This is a genomic window from Methyloceanibacter marginalis (genome assembly GCF_001723295.1).
In the GTDB taxonomy this organism is placed as follows: Bacteria; Pseudomonadota; Alphaproteobacteria; order Rhizobiales; family Methyloligellaceae; genus Methyloceanibacter; species Methyloceanibacter marginalis.
The window spans coordinates 1-3,215 of sequence record NZ_LPWD01000349.1; the positions used below are offsets into that span (position 1 = coordinate 1).

The 3,215-nt window shown below is 63.9% G+C and carries 6 protein-coding genes and 1 pseudogene; all 7 read right to left on the reverse strand.

Annotated features, from left to right (window positions below):
- Nucleotides 1-326: 50S ribosomal protein L16 (gene rplP / locus AUC71_RS12535; protein ID WP_069624539.1), on the reverse strand; the 326-nt coding region annotated here is incomplete at its 3' end.
- 11 nt (nt 327-337) lie between these two features.
- Complete coding sequence (rpsC, locus tag AUC71_RS12540; RefSeq protein ID WP_069624534.1) at nt 338-1,057, reverse strand: 30S ribosomal protein S3; 720 nt, start codon at nt 1,055-1,057, stop codon at nt 338-340.
- Nucleotides 1,057-1,437, reverse strand: coding sequence for a 50S ribosomal protein L22 (rplV, locus tag AUC71_RS12545; protein WP_069624535.1), 381 nt, complete (start codon nt 1,435-1,437; stop codon nt 1,057-1,059). Before rplV ends, rpsC begins: the two co-directional genes overlap by 1 nt.
- 2 nt (nt 1,438-1,439) lie before the next feature.
- Nucleotides 1,440-1,720: pseudogene (gene rpsS, locus AUC71_RS12550) on the reverse strand (30S ribosomal protein S19).
- A 4-nt stretch (nt 1,721-1,724) separates the two neighbouring features.
- Nucleotides 1,725-2,564, reverse strand: a complete 840-nt coding sequence (rplB, locus tag AUC71_RS12555) for a 50S ribosomal protein L2 (RefSeq protein ID WP_069624536.1) — start codon at nt 2,562-2,564, stop codon at nt 1,725-1,727.
- 4 nt (nt 2,565-2,568) lie between these two features.
- Nucleotides 2,569-2,862, reverse strand: a complete 294-nt coding sequence (locus tag AUC71_RS12560) for a 50S ribosomal protein L23 (RefSeq protein ID WP_069624537.1) — start codon at nt 2,860-2,862, stop codon at nt 2,569-2,571.
- Nucleotides 2,859-3,215: 50S ribosomal protein L4 (rplD, locus tag AUC71_RS12565; protein ID WP_069624538.1), on the reverse strand; the 357-nt coding region annotated here is incomplete at its 5' end. The genes AUC71_RS12560 and rplD, both read right to left, overlap by 4 nt.

Here is a 3,215-nt window from a genome sequence, read left to right on the forward strand (position 1 = left end):
ACGCCGTCGATCTCGAACATGATGCGGCCCGGCTTGACCCTGGCAGCCCAGAATTCCGGGGTGCCCTTACCTTTACCCATGCGAACCTCGGTCGGCTTCTTCGACACCGGCACGTCCGGGAAGATGCGAATCCAGACACGGCCCGCGCGCTTCATCTGACGCGTCATGGCGCGCCGGGCCGCCTCGATCTGCCGCGCGGTCACGCGGGCAGGCTCCTGCGCCTTCAGGCCGAACGTGCCGAAGCTGAGCGCGGTCGCACCCTTGGCGGCGCCTTTGATGCGCCCCTTGTGCATCTTGCGGAACTTTGTGCGTTTCGGTTGCAGCATAACTCTAAGCCTTAGCCCTGCGCCTGGGCGGGTTCGCGGCGACCGGTCGAGCGGCCGCCTTCTTGGGCCTCAAGGGCCTTGTTCTCCTGGGCCATGGGATCGTGCTCCATGATCTCGCCCTTGAAGATCCAAACCTTGATGCCGATGATGCCGTAGGCCGTGCGCCCCAGCGCCGTGCCGTAATCGATATTGGCGCGCAGCGTATGCAGCGGCACGCGGCCCTCGCGATACCACTCCAAGCGCGCGATCTCCGCGCCGCCGAGACGGCCAGAGCAGTTGATGCGGATGCCCAGCGCGCCCATGCGGATGGCGGACTGCACGGCGCGCTTCATGGCCCGGCGGAACGCCACGCGGCGCTCGAGCTGCTGGGCGATGCCCTCGGCCACCAGGGTGGCGTCAACCTCGGGCTTGCGCACCTCGACGATATTCAGATGCACCTCGGAGTCGGTCATGCTGGCGAGCTCGCGGCGAAGCTTCTCGATATCAGCGCCCTTCTTGCCGATGAGAATGCCCGGACGCGCCGTATAGACCGTCACCCGGCACTTCTTGTGCGGACGCTCGATCACGACCTTGGAGATGCCGGCCTGCTTGCGCGACTTGAGGATGTGCTCGCGCATCTTGAGATCCTCGTGGAGGAGCTGCGCGTACTCGCCGCGCGAAGCGAACCAACGCGAATCCCAAGTGCGGTTGACACCGAGCCTAAGCCCGATCGGATTGACTTTCTGTCCCATCAAGCAGGCTCCTCGACCTGGCGAACGACCACGGTCATCTGCGAAAACGGCTTCAAGATACGTGTGGCCCGGCCGCGCGCCCGCGGCTGAAGGCGCTTCATCACAAGATTTTTGCCGACATAGGCCTCGGCCACGACCAGCGCGTCCACGTCCAGATCGTGATTGTTCTCGGCGTTGGCAACGGCCGACTCCAAGGTCTTCTTCACGTCCTTGGCGATGCGCTTGCGCGAGAAGGAGAGATCGGCGAGCGCGCGATCGACCTTCTTGCCCCGGATCAGCTGGGCCACCAGGTTGAGCTTCTGCGGGCTCACGCGAATAAGCCGGGTCACGGCCTTCGCCTCGTTGTCCTTGAGCGTGCGCTCACGTTGCGACTTGCCCATGACTACTTGCCCCTCTTCACTTTGCGGTCGGCGGCATGGCCATGGACGTCCGCGTCGGCGAGAACTCACCGAACTTGTGGCCGACCATGTCCTCGGTCACGAGCACCGGAATGTGCTTCTGGCCGTTATGGACGCCAAAAGTGAGACCCACGAACTGAGGCAGAATGGTCGAGCGGCGCGACCACATCTTAATGATGGCGTTAGAGCCGCTCCCGCGCGCCTTCTCCGCCTTCTTCAAGAGGAAGCCGTCGACGAACGGACCTTTCCAGATCGAACGTGCCACGTCGTTATCCCTTCTTCTTCTTCTGATGGCGGCTGCGCAGAATGAACTTGCTGCTCGCCTTGTTGGAGCGCGTCCGCTTGCCCTTGGTGGATTTACCCCAAGGCGTGACCGGATGCCGGCCGCCAGACGTACGTCCCTCACCGCCACCATGCGGATGATCGACCGGGTTCATGGCCACGCCACGAACCGTGGGCTTGCGGCCCATCCAACGGCTGCGCCCGGCCTTGGACAGCGACACGTTGGAATTGTCGGGGTTGGACACCGCGCCGACCGTCGCCATGCAGGCGGACGGCACCATGCGGGTCTCTCCGGAGTTCAGCCGCACAATCGCGTAACCGGCGTCGCGGCCGACAAGCTGCACGTAAGCGCCGGCGGCGCGTGCGATCTGGCCGCCCTTGCCCGGCTTCATCTCCACGTTGTGGACGATGGTGCCGATCGGCATGTTGGCCAGCGGCATGGCGTTGCCCGGCTTCACGTCGGCCTTCTCGTCGGCGATCACCGTATCGCCCGCGGCCAAACGCTGCGGCGCCAGGATGTAGGCCAGCTCGCCGTCCGCGTATTTGATGAGCGCGATGAACGCCGTGCGGTTCGGATCGTATTCCAGCCGCTCCACGGTGCCCGGCACGCCAAACTTGGTGCGCTTGAAGTCCACCAAGCGATAAGTGCGCTTGTGGCCGCCGCCGCGATGCCACACGGACACCCGGCCGGTATTGTTGCGACCGCCGGACTTGCTCAAGCCTTCGGTCAGCGACTTGACCGGCTTGCCCTTCCACAGATGGCTGCGGTCCACGAGCACCAGCTGACGCTGGCTCGGCGTGGTCGGTTTGAATGTCTTCAGAGCCATCTCGTCAGATCCCTGTCGTCACGTCGATCTTGTCGCCTTCGGCGAGCTTGACGACGGCTTTCTTCATGTCCTTCTGGCGCCCTTCGATGCCGCGGAAGCGCTTGGTCTTGCCCTTGCGGGTCAGCGTATTGACCGCCACCACTTTGACGCCGAACAGCTTCTCCACCGCCTTCTTGATTTGCGGCTTCGTCGCGTCGAGGCGCACCTTGAACACCACCTTGTTCGACTCAGACGCCTCGCTGGATTTCTCGGTAATCACCGGCGCGAGGATCACGTCATATGCTTGGAACGCACTCATTTGAACCGCGCCTCCAGCGCTTCCAGCGCCGCCTTCGTCAGCACGAGCTTGTCGTGCCGCAAGATGTCGTAAACATTGATGCCCTGCACCGGCAGCACATCGATCCGCGGAATATTCCGCGCGGCCCGCGCAAAGCCTTCCTGCAACTCCGCGCCGTCCACGATCAGCGCCGAACCGACGCCAAGCTTGTCGAAGCGCGTCTTGAGCTCCTTGGTCTTGCCTTCTTTCAGCTCGCACGAGTCGAGCACGACCAGAGCGTCAGCCTTGGCCTTGGATGACAGCGCGTGCTTCAGCGCCAGGGCCCGAACCTTCTTCGGCAGCTCGATGGCGTGGCTGCGGCGGCTTCGGCCCGA